Source organism: Dyella sp. C9, from assembly GCF_003332825.1.
Classification (GTDB): Bacteria; Pseudomonadota; Gammaproteobacteria; order Xanthomonadales; family Rhodanobacteraceae; genus Dyella.
This window is the reverse complement of sequence record NZ_QIRF01000001.1, coordinates 98,422-114,704: the sequence shown is the minus strand read 5'-3', so window position 1 is coordinate 114,704 and position 16,283 is coordinate 98,422. Positions and strand designations below refer to the sequence as shown.

Annotated in this window: 15 protein-coding genes; 11 read left to right on the top strand and 4 right to left on the bottom strand. The window is 67.9% G+C overall.

The window, feature by feature from the left end; all coding sequences use genetic code 11:
- Window positions 1–6 precede the first annotated feature (6 nt).
- Together DVU99_RS00555 and DVU99_RS00550 are read right to left on the bottom strand one after the other, a co-directional pair.
- Complete coding sequence (locus tag DVU99_RS00555; RefSeq protein ID WP_114238259.1) at window positions 7–1,569, bottom strand: DHA2 family efflux MFS transporter permease subunit; 1,563 nt, start codon at window positions 1,567–1,569, stop codon at window positions 7–9.
- Window positions 1,566–2,669: an HlyD family secretion protein gene (locus tag DVU99_RS00550; RefSeq protein WP_114238258.1), complete on the bottom strand. Its 1,104-nt coding sequence runs from the start codon at window positions 2,667–2,669 to the stop codon at window positions 1,566–1,568. The genes DVU99_RS00555 and DVU99_RS00550 overlap by 4 nt, the downstream gene beginning before the upstream one ends.
- Window positions 2,670–2,756: 87 nt before the next feature.
- On the opposite strand from DVU99_RS00550, the gene DVU99_RS00545 reads away from it, so the two are divergent.
- The 11 genes from DVU99_RS00545 (at window position 2,757) to DVU99_RS00500 (ending at window position 14,341) form a co-directional block, all read left to right on the top strand.
- On the top strand, window positions 2,757–3,449 hold the full coding sequence (locus tag DVU99_RS00545) for a CerR family C-terminal domain-containing protein (protein ID WP_114238257.1): 693 nt from the start codon (window positions 2,757–2,759) through the stop codon (window positions 3,447–3,449).
- A 121-nt stretch (window positions 3,450–3,570) separates the two neighbouring features.
- Window positions 3,571–5,571, top strand: coding sequence for an FUSC family protein (locus DVU99_RS00540; RefSeq protein ID WP_114238256.1), 2,001 nt, complete (start codon window positions 3,571–3,573; stop codon window positions 5,569–5,571).
- Between the two features lie 98 nt (window positions 5,572–5,669).
- On the top strand, window positions 5,670–6,038 hold the full coding sequence (locus tag DVU99_RS00535; RefSeq protein ID WP_157971311.1) for a DUF2946 family protein: 369 nt from the start codon (window positions 5,670–5,672) through the stop codon (window positions 6,036–6,038).
- A gap of 165 nt (window positions 6,039–6,203) precedes the next feature.
- The gene (locus DVU99_RS00530; protein ID WP_114238254.1) at window positions 6,204–7,625 is read left to right on the top strand and encodes a PepSY domain-containing protein; all 1,422 of its coding nucleotides are present in this window, start codon (window positions 6,204–6,206) and stop codon (window positions 7,623–7,625) included.
- A gap of 20 nt (window positions 7,626–7,645) precedes the next feature.
- Window positions 7,646–8,101, top strand: coding sequence for a copper chaperone PCu(A)C (locus DVU99_RS00525; protein WP_114238585.1), 456 nt, complete (start codon window positions 7,646–7,648; stop codon window positions 8,099–8,101).
- A 20-nt stretch (window positions 8,102–8,121) separates the two neighbouring features.
- A complete protein-coding gene (locus tag DVU99_RS20215) occupies window positions 8,122–8,256 on the top strand; it encodes a hypothetical protein (protein ID WP_255412899.1) in 135 nt (44 codons plus the stop codon).
- 27 nt (window positions 8,257–8,283) lie between these two features.
- Window positions 8,284–9,552, top strand: coding sequence for an SGNH/GDSL hydrolase family protein (locus tag DVU99_RS00520; RefSeq protein WP_198670138.1), 1,269 nt, complete (start codon window positions 8,284–8,286; stop codon window positions 9,550–9,552).
- Between the two features lie 33 nt (window positions 9,553–9,585).
- Window positions 9,586–10,608, top strand: a complete 1,023-nt coding sequence (locus DVU99_RS00515) for a YncE family protein (RefSeq protein WP_114238252.1) — start codon at window positions 9,586–9,588, stop codon at window positions 10,606–10,608.
- 15 nt (window positions 10,609–10,623) lie between these two features.
- Window positions 10,624–11,598 carry a sterol desaturase family protein gene (locus tag DVU99_RS00510; protein ID WP_114238251.1) on the top strand — a complete coding sequence of 325 codons (975 nt, stop codon included), beginning with the start codon at window positions 10,624–10,626 and terminating at the stop codon, window positions 11,596–11,598.
- Window positions 11,599–11,683: 85 nt separating this feature from the next.
- Window positions 11,684–12,100: a DUF2946 family protein gene (locus DVU99_RS00505; protein WP_157971310.1), complete on the top strand. Its 417-nt coding sequence runs from the start codon at window positions 11,684–11,686 to the stop codon at window positions 12,098–12,100.
- A gap of 147 nt (window positions 12,101–12,247) precedes the next feature.
- Window positions 12,248–14,341: a TonB-dependent copper receptor gene (locus DVU99_RS00500; RefSeq protein WP_114238249.1), complete on the top strand. Its 2,094-nt coding sequence runs from the start codon at window positions 12,248–12,250 to the stop codon at window positions 14,339–14,341.
- A gap of 61 nt (window positions 14,342–14,402) precedes the next feature.
- On the opposite strand, the gene DVU99_RS00495 is transcribed toward DVU99_RS00500, so the two are convergent.
- A complete protein-coding gene (locus DVU99_RS00495) occupies window positions 14,403–14,636 on the bottom strand; it encodes a hypothetical protein (RefSeq protein WP_114238248.1) in 234 nt (77 codons plus the stop codon).
- Between the two features lie 106 nt (window positions 14,637–14,742).
- Complete coding sequence (locus DVU99_RS00490) at window positions 14,743–16,017, bottom strand: MFS transporter (RefSeq protein WP_198670137.1); 1,275 nt, start codon at window positions 16,015–16,017, stop codon at window positions 14,743–14,745.
- Window positions 16,018–16,283: the final 266 nt, after the last annotated feature.

Genomic DNA, 16,283 nt, shown 5'->3' with positions numbered 1-16,283 from the left:
GGCACGTCAATGGGCCATCTGCGAGGCCGCCGCACCGGCAGGCCGGGTGCGCAGCAGGAAAGTCAGGGGAATCATGGCCACCATGGCCACGCCCAGGAACCAGAAGCAGTTGGTATAGGTGATCACCGTGGCCTGCTCCTGGATGGCGCTGGCCAGCTGCGCCACCGCCACCGTATGCGCGGCCGCGGCATCGACCCCGGTTTGCGTCGCCACGTTGGCCGCCATCGCCGCCAAGTAGTCCTGGCCGGTGGCGGAGTTCGCGGTGATCGACTCGCCGATCGACTGCACGTGCTGCGTCACCTGGCGATCGATGAACACGCCCAGCAAGGCGAGGCCCAGCGAGCCGCCGAGGTTTCGCGCCATGTTGTAGAGGCCGGCCGCATCGGCGGCGTCCTCGCGGCTCACCGAGCCCACCGATGCCTGGTTGAGCGGCATGAAGGCCAGGATCTGCCCGACGCCACGCAACAGCTGCGACCACACGAAGGCCTCGCCGGCTGATTGCGCCGTGAGGCCCACGTCCATGAAGCAGCTCACGGCAAAGCACAGCAGGCCGATGATCACCATCACGCGCATGTTCAGGCGCAGCAGCCTGGGCAGCACCGGCATCAGCATGATGGCGGGAATGCCCGAGAGGAACAGCACGCGCCCGGACTGCTCCGCGTCGTAGCCGGAAATGCCGGCCAGGAACTGCGGGATGACGTAGAGAATGCCGTACAGCGCCATGCCCACCGCCACCACGATGACGATTACCGCCGCGTACGAGCGGTTGAGCATCAGCTTGAGCTTGAGCACCGGGCGCGCGCTGGTTTTCTGCGCGATCGCCAACAGCACGAAGCCGATGGCGGAAATCACCGTGAGCCACACGATGATGGGCGACTCGAACCAGCGCTCGCGCTGGCCCTCTTCCAGCACCACGGTGAGGCAACTCAGGCCCGCGGTCATGCCGATGATGCCCAGCCAGTCGGCTTCGAGCAGCTGGGCGATGTCCATCTTCTCCTTGGGAAGGCCAAGCAGCAGCAGGGTCACCAGCGCAATGGCGATGGGCAGATTGAGGAAGAAGCACCACTGCCAGCCCACGCTCTCGGTCAGCCAGCCGCCCACCACCGGGCCGACCAGCGGGCCCAGCAGCACGATGAGACCGAAGATCGACATGCCCACCGGCAGCTGCCGCGCCGGCAGGCGCGTGCGGATGATGGTCTGTGCAGCGGGAATCAGCGCGCCGCCGAAGAAGCCCTGCCCGACGCGCCCCAGCACCATGCTCTCCAGCGAATGACTGATGCCGCACAGCATGGAGAACAGCGTGAACATGGTGGCGCAACCGAGCAGCAGCGCACGCTGCCCGAACACGCGCGAGAGCCAGGCAGTGAGCGGGATCATCACCACCTCGCTCACCAGGTAGCCGGTGGAGATCCAGGTGCCCTCGGTGCCGCTGGCCCCGATCTCACCCTGGATGCGCGGCAACGCGGAGTTGACGATGGAGATGTCGAGCGAGGCGATCAGCGCACCGAGGGCGCCGCCGATCACGGCAACCCAGTCCTGCGTGGTGGCCTTCTCGTGATGGTCGGTCACGACCGGCTCGCCTGCGCCGCCTTGGTGTCCACGTCCACCGTGACCGAGTAGCCCGGCAGCAGGCGGCCCTTGAGGTCATCGGGAATGATCACGCGGATGCGTACCGGCACGCGCTGCACGATCTTGGTGAAGTTGCCGGTGGCGTTCTGCGCGGGAATCAGCGCGAACTGCGCGCCGGTGCCGGGCGAGAAACTGTCCACCACGCCGTCGATGGCGCGGCCGCCCAGCGCGTCGACCTTGATCTTCGCCGGCTGCCCGGCATGCATGTCGGCCACCTGTGTTTCCTTGAAGTTGGCGACCAGGTACACCTCGTTCATCGGCACCACCGACATCAGGCGCGTGCCCGGTTGCACGAACTGGCCCACCTGCACCGTGCGGTCGCCGATGCGGCCGGCGAAACTGGCGCGAATCAGCGTGTCGCCAAGATTGATGCGCGCGGTAGATACCTGCGCCTGCGCCGCTTCCAGTTGGGCGCGTGCCTGCTCGGCCTGGGCCTTGAGCGTATCGAGCTGGCGTTCGGCCTGGTGCAGCGCGGCCGCATTGGCCTGTTCCTTCGAGCTGGCCTGCTCCTGTTGGTTGCGCGCATCGGCAGCCTTCTCGGCGGTTTCCACGCCCTGTGCGCTCAGGCCCTTGAAGCGCTCGGCCTCCTTCGACGCATAGGCTGCGTTGGCGCGCGAGCCGTCCCACTGCGCGCGGGCCTGCTCGATGGCGGCCTCCTGCTGCGCGATCTGGCGCTCGGCCGTGCGCACGTCCGCCTTGCGCGCATCCAGCGCGGCCAGCTGCTGGTCGAGCGAGGACTGATAGTTGCTGGCGTCGATGCGCACCAACGGCTGGCCGGCCACCACATCCTGGTTGTCGCCCACCAGCACCGCCGCGATATAACCCTGCACCTTGGGCGCCACGGCCACCTGGTCGGCCTTGAGGTAGGCATCGTTGGTGCTCTGCACGAAGCGGCCATGGGTCCACCAGGCCACGCCCCAGCAGGCCGCCATCACCAGGGCCACGCCTCCGACCACCAGCAGGATCACGCGCGCACGGCGCGACTTCGGCGCAGCCGGCGGATTCGGGGTATCGGAGGCGTTGGGTTGGGCTTGGGGCATGATCTGGGCCGGCGCATCGAGGTGCGCTAAAGTCTTCCAAACGGAAGATGTCTGTCAAGTGGAAGATTTGTTGCCAAGGAGCCCCTCTTGTCATCCGATAACGTGAGCACTCCCCGCCGCCGCCCCAGCTCGGGCGGCTACGCGCGTGGGGAAGAACAGCGCGCACGCCTGATCGAGGCGGCGCTCAAGGTGTTCGGCGAGGAAGGCTACGAACGCGCCTCCACCCGGAAGATCGCGCAGGAGGCCGGCGTGCGCCCGCCGGCCCTGCAGTACTACTTCGACAGCAAGGAAGGCCTGAGCCGTGCGTGCGGCGAGTACATCGTCGAGCAGGCCATGCAGCTGCTGCATGCGCCGCTGGAGCTGGCCAGCTCGCTGTCACGCCAGGCACCGCCCGAGGCGGCGCTGACCACCCTGTGCGACCTGCTCGATGCCCTGGTCGATGCCTCGCTGTTCTCCAAGGCCACGCCGGAACGCGCCCGTTTCTCGGCGCGCACCCGCACCGAGGACAGTCCCGCCTCTGCAGTGATGCGCGAACACCTGTCCAGCCCCATCGCCGACATCGCCACGCGCCTGGTCGCGCAAGTGCTCGGCTGCGAGCCCGGCGACGAAGTGCGGCTGCGCACCGGCCTGATCCTCGGGCAGCTGTCCGCGGTCCAGCCCTTCCACAGCACCACGCTGGAGCGGCTCGGCTGGTCCGATGCCGACGGCAAGCGGCGCGAGAAGATCAAGGCGGCCATGCGCGCACACACCCGCGGCGCGCTGGGCATCACCACCATCTAGGTCGCCCCGTGCACGGCTCGCCGCTGCGTCGGCCGTGCATCTGCGGGCATCACGCCATGGCAAGTAAGCTCGGGCCACCGCACCGTCCCTGGTCCGTGCAGCGCCATGGCCTGATTGCCCGATGCACCTGCCCTCGCGACAAGACTGGTCCTTTGCCTTGGTCACCTTCGCGGCGGCCATGCTGGCGCTGTACATCGCCTTCGCCGCCAACCTGGACCGGCCCTACTGGGCCGCGGCCACGGTCTACATCGTGTCGCAGCGCACCTCCGGCGCACTCAATGCGAAGGCGCTGTGGCGGCTGGTCGGCACGCTGTGCGGCGCCGCCGTGGCAGTGGCGGTCATTCCCAACCTGATCGACGCGCCTCCCTTGCTGATCATCACGATGACGGCATGGATCGCCCTCTGCCTGGCCGGTTCGCTGCTCGAAGGCGGGCTGCGCGGCTATGCCTTCATGCTGGCCGGGTATACCGCGGCCATCGTCGGCTTTCCGGCGGTGGACACCCCAGCCGCGATCTGGGACACCGCAGTGGCGCGCGTGGAAGAGATCGGCCTTGGCATCGTTTGCAGCCACCTGCTGCACAGTGTCTTCCTGGCGCGCAGCGTCAACCCCACCCTGCATGCGGCCATCAACGCGTGGATGCGCGACCTGGTCGCGCTGGCCCAGGCCACGCTGGGCCACGCGCACAAGGCGCATCCCTCGCCGGCCGAGTGGCGCCGGTTCGCCTCGCATGTGGGCGCGATCGACCAGATCGTCGACCAGGCCCGCTACGAGCGCGCCGACACCCGGCTGTTGTCCGACATGCAGGTGCTGCGCAGCCAGGTGCGCCGCTGCGGGCTGCTGATGACCTCGGTGACGGCGCGACTGGCCAACCTCGGCGAGCACGCGCCCGCGCTGTACCAGCAGGCCGAGCCACTGGTGAACGAGATCGGCGGCTGGCTGGTGGCGAGCATGCCCGACGGACGACCATCCTCGCAGGTGGGCCCGGCGCCGCTGCTGCAGAAACTGGAAGCCGAACTGGCCGCGCAATCGCAATACGCCGACTGGGGCCATCTCATCTACGCCGGACTCTGCGATCGTGGCCTCGAACTGGTGCGGCGCTGGCGGGACTGCATCGATCTCGCCCAGGGCGTACCGGCCAGCGGCCCCGCACCGCCGACACAGCGTGGGCGTCGCGGGCACCTGGATCCCTTGCTGGTGATGCTGTCATGCCTCGCGGTGGCGATCAGCCTGGTGGCCGTGTGCACGTTCTGGCGCTACAGCGCGTGGCCGTCGGGCAGCGTCGCGGTGATGATGGCGGCGGTGGCCGGCAGCATCTTTGCGCACATGGACGACCCTGCCCCCGCCATCGGCACCTTCCTCATTGGCAATGCGATATCGGTGGTGGTGGCCGGGGTGTTCCTGTTCGGCGTGTTTCCCATGATCGACGGCTTTCCCCTGCTGGCGTATTGCCTGGGCCTGTTCTTCATTCCCGCCGCGGCCTTCCTGGGCAACGCCAGCATCGCGCCATGGCTGACGCCGTTGCTGATCGGCATCTTCCCGTCGATGAGCCTGCAGGAGAGCAGCAACGCCGACTTCGTGAAGTTCGCCAACAACGGCCTCGCCACGGTGCTCGGCATCGGCTGCACGCTGGGCGTCACCCTGGTCATGCGTTCGGTGAGCGATCGCCAGCGCATCGCGCGACTCAACAAGGCGGATCGCCGCGACCTGGCCCGCATCGCCGCCGGCCGCCGTGCGGAAGAACACGACGAAGTGCTCGACCGCATGCTCGACCGTTTCGAGGCGGTGGCGATCCGCATGAGCAATGAGTCGACCGAGGCAGCGGGCGGACTGGCGCTCGGCGACCTGCGCGCCGCGCTCAACACGCTCGGGCTGCAGAATTGTTTTGCGCGCATGGATGGCCATCACCGGGGGCTGCTGGGCACGGTGCTGGAAGCCATCGCCGGGCATGCCACGGGCGAGCGGCCACCCGCCGATACGCTGCGCACGCTGGACCAGGCCATGGCCAGCGGCGCACCGTGGCAGGGCGCCGGCGAACGCGAAGCCCTGCTCGACCTGGTGGGCCTGCGGCTGGCCCTGTTTCCGCAGGATGCGCCACCGACGCCCGAGGCTTCCTGGCCATGAGGCGTCTCGCCGCGGGAAAGCCGCAGCCCTGCGGCAAGCGGGGCAGTTGTGGCATGATCCCTGAAGCCTGGTCCAGACTTGCCAGCCCGGAATCCCTCTTGCACCGCAGAAGCCCCCGCCGTCGGTTCGCTGCCTGGCTGGCCCTGGTCGCCATCGGGCTGCTGCTTTTTGCGCCCACGGTTTCGCGCACCCTGCTGGCCATGTCTGCGGCGCCCGACCTGGGCGCCTGGTGCACCGGGCACGGCCTGGATCGCCCGCACGGCCAGCCGGCGACGCCGGAACAGTCCGTCACCGGCGATGCCTGCGACTACTGCGTGCTGCTTGGCCACGGCCCGGCCCTGGCATCCACCTTCGGCGTAGCCATCCATGCGCTGGCTCCCGCGTCGCTGGCGTTGCCGGCCGCTACCGCACCTGCCCCGCCGCCCACGCCGCTGACGCTCCACTCGCGCGGTCCACCGCTGGCCTGATCCGCAGCGTCCCCTGCAAGGGACGCAAGCCACGCGCCCGCACCTCAGGTGCCCGCGCAAGTCGCGCCCATCACCCGGCGCAACGTTCGGATCATTGCCGATGACATTCGTTTCCCTGCGCGAGGCGGCTCCCGCCACGCGGTCCGCGCCGTCGAGGGTGCGCCCATGAGTGCCCCCCGCGTCGGAGGCACGCGCCAGCGCGATGCCTATCGCCTGTTGTGGCGCTGGCATTTCTACGCCGGCGTGTTCTGCCTGCCGTTCGTACTCTGGCTGGCCTGCACCGGCCTGATCTACCTGTTCCGTCCGCAGGTGGAGCCGTGGCTGGACCGCAGTTATGCACACGTCACCGATGCGCCGGCCCAGCCCGCATCGGCGCAGGTCGCCGCGGCGCTGGCTGCCGTGCCCGGCACCGTGCTCAATGCCTACGAACTGCCTGCGTCGCCCCACGCGGCCACGCGCATCCTGGTGGGGCAAGGCGGCGAGCTCACCCGTGTCTACCTCGATCCGGCCAGCCTGCGCGTGCTGCACGTGGTGCGCGAGAACGATCGGTTCATGCGCGTCATCTTCTACCTGCATGGCGAACTGATGCTGGGGACCGCAGGTTCCATGCTGGTTGAACTGGCCGCTTCGTGGACCATCCTGCTGCTGCTCACCGGCCTCTACCTGTGGTGGCCCCGCTCGGGTCGCCCGGGCGGCACGCTGTACCCGCGACTGACCCACGGGGGACGCGTGTTCTGGCGCGACCTGCATGCCGTCACCGGCGTCTGGGTGTCGCTGTTTGCACTGTTCCTGCTGGTCTCGGGCCTGCCGTGGGCCAAATCCTGGGGTGGCCTGTTGCGCGATGCACGGCAGTACATGGCGCACGCCGCCGTGGTGCAGGACTGGACCATAGGCAGCGCCGACGAGCGTCGCCAGATCGCGACCGCGAACACCCCGGCCGATGAGCACGCCATGCATGCGGACATGGCCGGCATGGCTGGCATGAAGGGAATGCAGGACGCCGGCATGCACCCTGTCGCGCCCGTCGACTACTCCGCACTGGATCGCCTGCTGCCGGCCGTGGTCGCCCAGCAGATGGCATCGCCGGTGCTCATTTCCCCGCCATCGGCCAAGCGGCCAACGTGGTCGGCACGCTCCGATGCCGACAGCCGCCCGCTGCGCGCCGACCTGAGCCTCGACCCGGTGCAGGGCCGGGTGATCCAGCGCGTGGATTTCGCCCAGCGGCCGCTGCTCGACCGCCTGATCGGCTACGGCGTGGCCGTGCACGAGGGCGTGCTGTTTCCGCCACTGAACCAGATACTGAGTGCGCTCACGGCGCTGGGCCTGATCACCATGGTATGCAGCGCCACCGTGCTGTGGTGGCGCCGACGCCCGAAGGGCACGCTGGGCGCGCCCGGGGCGCTGCACCGGCCGCGCTATGCACCGGCCTTCGTCTGCCTGGTGTGCGCGCTCGGTGTGCTGTTGCCGCTGCTGGGCGCGTCGATGCTGCTGGTGCTTCCCATCGAGCGACTGCTGTTGCGACGCCTGCCGCGCGCCCACCACTTCCTTGGGCTGGCACCTGCCACCCACCCGCACGCTGCACAATGACCAACGATGGGGAGATCGTGATGTTGTTTCGTGTTGCCTTGACTACCGCCTGCCTGGCCCTGGCGGTATCCAGCCAGGCCCTTGCCGGCACCGCCGACCACGTGCATGTCAGCCAGGCATGGATCCGGCTGCTGCCGGGGGATTTGCCCGCCGGCGCCTATGCCGAACTGGCGAACGACGGCGATGCGCCTGAAGTGCTCCGGCAGGTCAGCTCGCCCCGTTTCCGGCACAGCATGCTGCACCGGAGCCGCACCGAGGGCGGCATGAGCCGCATGGACATGGTCGACGAACTGGTGGTGCCCGCGCATGGCCGCGTGGCGCTGTCGCCGGGTGGTTTTCACCTGATGCTCGAAGGGCCGGTACAGCCGCTGCAGGTGGGTGAGCAGATCCCGCTTCGCTTCGAATTCGCCGACGGCAGCGCGGTCACGGCCGTCTTCACCGTGCGCCCCGCCAGCGCACTGGGCCCCGGCGACTGAGCCGATACAGGAGAGCCACCATGCACGAACCGGCAGCGATCCTGCTTTTCACCCAGGCCTGGGCCTGCACCTACGTCATCATTTTGCTCGGTGTCTTCACGCAGTACAGGCTGCGGAAAGGCAACAGCAGGCATGCTTTCACGTTGTTGGATTGAAGGTTGATGCTCTTGGATGGGTTGTCTTTGTCCCGTAGAACCCGCTGGTGCCTGCACCTGGCGGCGCTGTCGCTGATATGCGGCGTAGCCCAGGCCCAGGATGCGGGGGCCTGGACCGCCGCATGGATGACCTCGCTGCAGTCCATTCCGCAGCGCGAAGCCCTGCCCCCGCTTTACCAGGCGCCCGACGTGGCCGGCCGCACCGTGCGGCAAGTCGTGTACCCCACCCTGGCCGGCGACAGCATCCGGCTGCACGTGAGCAACCACTACGCGTCCACGCCGCTCGATATCCAGCGGATGCGCGTGGCGCGGGCCTCTGGCGGTAACGCGGCCACCGCCGATGCCGGCGTCGCGGTCACCTTCGGTGGCCAGCCACGGCTCCGCCTGCCACCCGGCGGCGAGGCGGACAGCGATCCCCTGCCGCTGAAGGTCGCCAGCCACCAGCCCTATGCCATCAGCACCTTGCTCGGCGCGGGGCAGCGCCTGCAGGCCTGGCATCGCGTGGCCAGCCAGACCAGCTACGTTTCCGCGCCGGGCGACCACACGCAGGACACCGCAGCTGATGCCTATCGCGTGCACTTCACCCAGTTCGCCTGGGTCGACTCGCTCGCGGTGACGCAGGCCCCTGCTGGTGCCGTGCTGGCCATCGGCGATTCCATCACCGACGGCATGCGTTCCACGCCAGGCACCAACCGGCGCTGGCCCGATGCACTGTCGCGTCGCCTGGGCGAGAACAACGCGCACGCGCCGGCCGTACTGAATGCCGGCATCAGCGGCAACCGCCTGCTGTCCGATTCGCCCTGCTATGGCGAGCGCCTGGTGGGCCGCTTCGAGCGCGAGCTCAGTGCGCAGCCGGGCGTACGCACGGTCATCGTGCTGATCGGCATCAACGACATCAACTTTGCCGCCATGCCGCCCCATCGTGGACTGGACTGCGACGAGCCGCATACCGCCGTGAATGCCGATGCGCTGATTGCCGGCTACCGGCGTCTCATCGACACGGCCCGTCGGCACCACGTGCGCGTGCTGCTGGGTACGCTGACACCCGCCGCGCTGCCCGCCCCGCGCGAGTCGCTGCGCCTGGCGGTGAACCAGTGGATGCGCAACACCCGCGAGGCCGACGGCGTGGTGGATTTCGACGCCGCATTGCGCGACCCCGCGCATCCAGGCAGCCTTCGCGCCTCCTACGACAGCGGCGACCATATCCATCCCAGCGATGCCGGCTATGCCGCCATGGCGCAGGCCGTGCCGCTGTCACTGCTCAACGCCCCCAACCATTCGACCGCTGCGCACTGACGCGCCCCCTTTCCTGCCGTATCCCGCAAGCCCATGACGCACCCACTTTCCCGCTTTGCCAATCCTTCCCTCCGACGCCGCGCACAGGTACTGCTCCTGGGCGCCTTGATGGCCTGCTCGGGCGTTGCCGCCGCCGCGACGCGCGTGATCGTGCTGGACTCCGCCGAGGCCCAGCTGACCCTGATCGACCCGACCACGCACAAGGTGGTGGACACCCAGCCGACCGGCAAGGAACCGCATCACCTGATGATCACGCCCGATCGAAGCTCGCTGATCGTGGCGAACTCGGTATCCAACAGCCTGCTGTTCATCGATCCACGCACCGGCCAGCTGCAGCGACGCATGGAGGGCGTGGACGACCCCTACCAGCTCGGCTTTTCGCCCGACCATCGCTGGTTCGTCACCGCCGCGCTGCGCCTCAACCGGGTGGACGTCTATCGCTATGACGGCCACACCATGGCGCTGGCCAAGCGCATCCCGATCGGCAAGACGCCGAGCCACCTCAATTTCTCCTCCGATGGCAAGACGGTGTTCGTCACCCTGCAGGACTCCGGCGAGCTGGCGGCAATCGACCTGGCCACGCAGACGATTGCGTGGCGCATGCCGGTGGGCAATGCGCCAGCCGGCCTGTGGATGACGCCGGGCGACAAGTACCTGCTGGTGGGCATGACCGGCGAGGACGACGTGGCAGTGGTCGACTGGCACAAGCGCCAGGTGGTCAAGCGCATTCCGACCGGCCGCGGCGCGCACAACTTCCGCTCGCTGGATGACGGCCGCCACGTCGCGGCCAGCAACCGCGTGTCCAACACCATCAGCATCATCGACTACGTCGCCCTGACCAAGACGCGGGACATCACCGGCCTGCTGCCCGGTCCGGACGACATGGAACTGACTGCCGACAAGCGCTACCTGTGGGTGACGTTCCGCTTCGCGCGGCATGTCGGCGTGATCGACATGAGCAACTACACGCTGGTGGACACCATTCGTGTGGGCCGTTCGCCGCACGGCATCTATTTCGCCGATCGCGCGCCGGTGCTTGGCCCCAATCCGGACTGAGCACCGCTCCTTGCCATGATCAACGAAATCATCAATCACCTGGAAGACGGCATCGCGGCGCTGCAGACGCTGCTCTACGTCGATGCCGTGCAGCCGCTGCTGTTCCGCCTGGGCCTGATGGGCTACGACGAGGATACCTATGACGCCCTGTACTGGGTGATCGTGGGCGTGCTGCAGATCGTGGTGATGTATGCGTTGCTGCGCCCGCTGGAGGCGCTCATCCCGGCCGAGCCATGGCGCGACCGCCGGGAAACCCGCGTGGACGTCATCTATACCTGGATCGCCAAGCTCGGCGTGTTCAACATCGCGTTCTTCTTCCTGCTGCAACCGGTGTTCGACCATCTGCAAAGCCTGATGGCGATCCACAACGTGCCCAATATCGAACTGGACGCGCTGTGGCCGGGCGTCACCGACCAGCCGCTGGCATCGTTCCTGATCTACCTGGTCGTGCTCGACTTCGCCGGCTACTGGTACCACCGCTGGCAGCACCGCTTCGGCGTATGGTGGGAGCTACATGCCGTGCACCATAGCCAGCGCCAGATGTCGCTGTGGAGCGACGACCGCAACCACGTGCTGGACACCGTCATCCAGGCCGCCTTCTTCGCCGGGCTGTCGCTGTTCATTGGCGTGGAACCGGGCCAGTACGTCATGCTCACCGCCGTGGGCAACCTGCTGCAGAGCGTGCAGCACGTGAATGCGCGCCTGCCCTTCGGCCCGGTGCTGGAGCGCGTGCTGGTAAGCCCCGCGTTCCATCGTCGCCACCATGCCATCGGCTACGGCCACGAAGGCACGCGTTACGGCTGCAACTTCGGCGTGCTGCTGCCGTGGTGGGACATGCTGTTCGGCACGGCATCGTGGAACGCCACGCTGGAACCCACCGGCATTCGCGACCAGCTGGCGCCGCCGGCAGGCGGGCAGCGCAGCTACGGCGAAGGCTGGTGGTCACAGCAGACCTATGCCATCGCGCGCATCGTCGAACGACTGAGGTAAGACCCGTGATCGACACGCGCCGATCGAGGCGCGTGTCGATATGCCACAGCGCGTGCACTCCTGTGCCACGGCGATTCATGGCAGCATGCCGAAAGTTCTTGTGGGGATCGGCATGCATCGCACGGGCACCCGACGCAACGTCGTCGCTTGGCTCGCCTTATGGGCGGCATGCCTGCTGCTGTTTGCCCCAAGCATCTCTCGCCTCGCCATGGCGGCGAACATGGACGCCACCATGGCGGACATGTGCGGCGAACATGCGCAGGCCGACGAACACTCCCCAGCCGCGCACCCCGGCACCGACGCCATGGACGCCTGCGCCTACTGCGCGCTCGTGTCGCACGGCACGGTGCTTGGCGGCACGATCGTCTTCACCGTCCCAGTCCTGCCCGGCGCACCGGCGATAGCTCCCGAGTCGGGTCGTCGGGCCGCGGCGACCGCTCCAAGGCGCCGCCTGGCTCGCGCCCCACCCCCACTAACGCAGAGCCCGCGCGCGAACGCCTGAGCGCGCGTCAAACGCCCTCGCCTCTATTCCCCGACTCACCTGCGGTCGGCTCACGCGCGTGTCTGGTGCCCGGCACCCACGCGCGGCGCCATTGCCTTGCCTGCTGGAAGTACGGCGGCAGCCGATCGCCCGAAGGACTCACGATCCATGAATTTCCCCATCCATCGTCACCTCACCGCGCAGCGCGCGCTGGCCCTGGCCGTAGGCCTCGCCCTGGCCACGCCCGCACTGGCCAGCGACCCCTTGCCACAGGATTCCAAAACGCTCACCCCTGTCGTGGTCACCGCGACCATGCAGGACAGCCCGCTGACTGTCGTCACCGATCCCAAGCAGCCGCGCCAACCGGTGCCGGCCAGCGACGGCGCCGATTTCCTCAAGAGCATCCCGGGCTTTTCCACCATCCGCAAAGGCGGCAGCAACGGTGATCCGTTGTTGCGCGGCATGAGCGGTTCGCGCCTGAACATCCTGATCGACGGCGGACAGATCGCCGGTGGCTGCCCGTCGCGCATGGATCCGCCCACGGCCTACATCGCTCCCCAGCTGTACGACCGCGTCACCATCATCAAGGGCCCGGAGACCGTGCTGTACGGACCGGGCAATTCGGCCGGCGTGGTGCTGTTCGACCGCGAATTCAACCGCTACACCGAGCCCACCGTGGGTGGCGACGCCAGCCTGCTGTTCGGTTCGGCTGGCCGCAACGACCAGAACCTCGACCTGCGCGCCGGGGATTCCACCGGCTACATCGGCCTGAGCGCCAACCACACCCATTCGCAGGACTACAAGGACGGCGACGGCAACCGCGTGCATTCGCAGTACGACCGCTGGAACGCCGATGCCACGGTCGGCTGGACACCCAATGACGACACCCGGCTCGAGCTCACCGCCGGCAAGGGCAATGGCGATGCCGCCTACGCCTTCAGCGGCATGGACGGCGCACAGTTCCTGCGCGAGAGCGCGGCGTTGAAGTGGACCCAGCAGCACCTCACCCGCCATTGGGATGAGCTTGAGGTGCAGGCATATACCAACTACGCCGACCACGTGATGGACAACTACACGCTGCGCCAGCCCGACCCTGACAGCATGATGCCGATGGCCATGGCGGCGGACGTCGCCCGCCGCACCTCCGGCGGGCGTGTCGTGGGCACCTGGCGCTGGGACGATGCCGTGGAGCTGCAGGCTGGCGTCGATGGCTCGGTCAGCGTGCACACCAGCCGCTCGGGCGGCCCGCCGGGTAGCATGATGGGCTATTACAAGGACCAGCCGCGGGAACGCGATGCCCGCATGCAGGACATCGGTGTCTTCGCCGAGGCGCGCTGGACGTTTGACCCCGGCCAGCGCATCGTCGCCGGCGCGCGCGTGGACCGCGCCCAGACGCGCGGTTACGCGCTGGACGTGCCGGACTCGGGCATGGGCGGCATGGGCTCGATGTCGATGGCCACGCGCCAGGTTGCCGCCGATCGCAGCGACACCCTGCCCGCAGGCTTCGCCCGCTACGAGCATGACCTGTCGGGCATGCCCGCGACCCTCTACGCAGGCATCGGCCACGTCGAGCGTTTCCCTGATTACTGGGAGCTGTTTGGCCAGCACGTGCAGGGCACGCTGGACAGTTTCAACGCGCTGCGCCCGGAACGCACCACGCAGCTGGACACGGGCATGCAGTATCACCAGGACCGCCTCAAGGCCTGGGTGTCGGCCTATGTCGGCGTGGTCGACGACTTCATCCTGATGCACTACCCCGCCAACTCCATGGGCGTGGGCTATGCGAGCAACGTCAATGCGCGCATCGCCGGCGGCGAAGCCGGTGCCAGCTACGCCATCACCGACCACTGGAAGACCGACGTGACGCTGGCCTATGCCTGGGGCCAGAACCGTACCGAAGGTCGTCCGCTGCCGCAGATGCCGCCATTCGAAGCGCGCCTGGGACTGTCCTACGAGGCCTCGCACTGGTCGCTAGGCGCGCTGTGGCGGCTCGCCGCCGCACAGGACCGCGTGGCCAAGGGCGAAGGCAACATCGTGGGCCAGGACCTCGGACCCAGCGGCGGATTCGGGGTGTTCTCGCTCAATGGCGCCTACCGTATCGACCGCCGCTTCACGCTCAGTGCGGGCATCGACAACGTGTTCAACAAGACGTATGCCGAACACGTCAACGCAGCCTCCGCCGGCCTCGCCGGCTACGTCAACACGGTGCGCGTGAACGAGCCCGGCCGTACGTTGTGGATCAAGCTCGACAGCAAGTTCTGATACTTGCATGCCACGTTTCCGGTCGGGCCCGGCACGCCCGGAAACGTGGCCCTGTGCGCGCCTAACGGGAGCTGGAGGTATCCAGCTTCCACAGGAACACGGCGAAGAAGGCCACGGTGAGGCCAATGATCACGGCGACCCGCACGCCATGATCTCCTGCCGGTGCCACCAGCCGGGGCAGGAAAACCATCAGCACGCCGTAGGCCAGCGTGGTCAGCCAGCCTTGCCAGCTGCGCGGCCCGAAGCCCCAACCAAGACGCTTGCGTCCGAACCAGTACTTGCCCCCAGCCTTCACGCGCCCACCTCCGCGGAATTCACCGCGACGGATTCTAAGCCTTGCGCCCGGCTTGCGTCGCCCCTCCCCCATGCCGCCGACGCCTGCCCACCCAAACGGCCAGAACTCAGTCCGGACAGCGCAACGCGGGGGTCGTCTCCGGCATGGTCACCAGCACCGGCAGCACGGCCAGCGCCGTCACTGCGATGAGTGCCCCCGGCACCGCGTTCCAGCCGGTCAACTTGACCAGCAGTTCCGCAAGAAACGGCGTCATGCCGCCGAAGATGGCCGTGGCGAGCGTGGCGCCCAGGGCCAATCCACTCAAGCGTCCTTCGCCGGGAAACTGCTCCGCCGTCGCCGGCGCGCCCACGGCACTGAAGGCACCCGCCACGCAGGCCAGCACCACTGCACCCAGCACCGCCTGTGCATAGGTACCACCGGCCATCAGGGCGAACATCCACAAGGGAAGCACGGCGCACAAGGCGGCCAACGCGGCGAGCACCGGCTTGCGCCCGATACGGTCGGACAACATGCCGGCCAGCGGCGTGACCAGGATCACCGCCACCGCGGCCACTGTGGAGAGCTTCAGCGATGCGCTTTCACCCAGCGTCCCCGTGGAGTTGAGGTAGACCGGCACGTAGGTGATACCGACGTAGTACGTGATGGAACCCAACGCAGAAATGGCAAACGTGCGCAACAGTGCCCGGCGGTGATGGGTAAGCGCGTGCCGTACGGGGGCCTCCGGCACGGTGCCGTGGTCGCGCTGGCGTTCGAAGTCGGGGGACTCCTGCATGGTGGAACGCGCCACCCAGATGCTGGCCGCGAGCAGCGCCCCGACGAAGAATGGTATGCGCCAGCCCCAGGCATCCAGCCGTGCCGCGTCCAGCATGCCCACCGTCAGCGCCGACACCGCCACCGCGAGCAAGGCGCCGATTTCACTCGCGGCGGAAGCGAACGAGGTGACCAGGCCGCGTCGCCGGACGTGCGCGCCTTCGAGCAGATAGGCCACCACGCCGGTGTATTCGCCGCCTACCGAGAACGCCATGGCCAGCCGCAGCACCAACAGCAGCACACCGGCGGTGGAGCCGATCCGCGCGTAGGCAGGAAGCAACGCCGTGGCCAGCATCGCCGCCGTCATCAGGGCCATCGACAACAGCATCATGTGGCGGCGGCCGAGACGATCACCGATATATCCGAACACCACGGCGCCCAGCGGGCGCATGCAGTACGACACGGCGAAACCGGCCAGCGTGGCGAGCAGCGAAATCTCGCCGCCGCCAAAGAACACCCGGGAAAGCACCGTGGCGAAATACAGGTAGAGGGTGAAGTCGTACCACTCCACGATGGTGGAAAGGGCCGCGATGACCAGCGAGGCGCGGGAGATCCGTGGTTGATCGTTCATCGCGGCGTCTGTCATCGGATAAGCCAAGCTCCACGCTGGAACGACTGGGGCAGCCCGTGCGCAGGGGACATCTGGAAGCCTGCGTCCACTGGCAACGGCGTTACCGTCATCCGCAGCCGGGGTCACTTTGCTGGACTGTACCCGACCCTGAAGGCGAATCCAGCGAAGAGAGGCTTACTTTTCAGACAAATCCGATTCATCGGCGAGTCGTCGACGCCTAGCATGGGTGAACCATTGCCGTTCCCACTTCTGCGATGGGCTTTCCT

What these genes read in the sequence shown, in the direction of transcription:
- DVU99_RS00540 (WP_114238256.1), top strand. Translation starts at nt 3,571, where the DNA reads ATGCACCTGCCCTCGCGACAAGACTGGTCCTTTGCCTTGGTCACCTTC.
- DVU99_RS00515 (WP_114238252.1), top strand. Translation starts at nt 9,586, where the DNA reads ATGACGCACCCACTTTCCCGCTTTGCCAATCCTTCCCTCCGACGCCGC.
- DVU99_RS00500 (WP_114238249.1), top strand. Translation starts at nt 12,248, where the DNA reads ATGAATTTCCCCATCCATCGTCACCTCACCGCGCAGCGCGCGCTGGCC.
- DVU99_RS00550 (WP_114238258.1), bottom strand. Translation starts at nt 2,669, where the DNA reads ATGCCCCAAGCCCAACCCAACGCCTCCGATACCCCGAATCCGCCGGCT.
- DVU99_RS00525 (WP_114238585.1), top strand. Translation starts at nt 7,646, where the DNA reads ATGTTGTTTCGTGTTGCCTTGACTACCGCCTGCCTGGCCCTGGCGGTA.
- DVU99_RS00490 (WP_198670137.1), bottom strand. Translation starts at nt 16,017, where the DNA reads ATGAACGATCAACCACGGATCTCCCGCGCCTCGCTGGTCATCGCGGCC.
- DVU99_RS00530 (WP_114238254.1), top strand. Translation starts at nt 6,204, where the DNA reads ATGAGTGCCCCCCGCGTCGGAGGCACGCGCCAGCGCGATGCCTATCGC.
- DVU99_RS00510 (WP_114238251.1), top strand. Translation starts at nt 10,624, where the DNA reads ATGATCAACGAAATCATCAATCACCTGGAAGACGGCATCGCGGCGCTG.
- DVU99_RS00505 (WP_157971310.1), top strand. Translation starts at nt 11,684, where the DNA reads ATGCCGAAAGTTCTTGTGGGGATCGGCATGCATCGCACGGGCACCCGA.
- DVU99_RS20215 (WP_255412899.1), top strand. Translation starts at nt 8,122, where the DNA reads ATGCACGAACCGGCAGCGATCCTGCTTTTCACCCAGGCCTGGGCCTGC.